Origin of the sequence: Pseudoalteromonas sp. SG44-1 (genome assembly GCF_014164315.1) — a bacterium.
In the GTDB taxonomy this organism is placed as follows: Bacteria; Pseudomonadota; Gammaproteobacteria; order Enterobacterales; family Alteromonadaceae; genus Pseudoalteromonas; species Pseudoalteromonas rhizosphaerae.
Genome location: NZ_JACJEW010000312.1, coordinates 1 through 247, shown reverse-complemented (window position 1 = coordinate 247; position 247 = coordinate 1). Strand labels below are relative to the sequence as shown.

The following is a 247-nucleotide window of genomic DNA, read 5'->3' as shown; positions in this document are numbered from 1 at the left end:
TTTGATGCGCCGAGCACGGCAACAAATACTTGAGCAGTCCGTGTTTCCTGCGTTGTGGGGCACGTGATGGTCAGTGTGGGGCCACAATAATCCACAAACAGCTTTTCACCACCTTTATGATGCTGACGCATCGACAACCGTTGTTTCCCCACCCATTCCCGATAGGCGCGGCAGAAGTGGCTATAGCTGTAATAAGGCTCACCGACTTTCTCACGCATTTCATCGAATACTAACTGCAACGTCAAAT

Annotated in this window: 1 pseudogene; it reads right to left on the bottom strand. The window is 50.2% G+C overall.

The annotated features are described in order from the left end of the window. Positions 1-247: pseudogene (locus H5187_RS24470) on the bottom strand (IS21 family transposase); the annotation flags it as partial.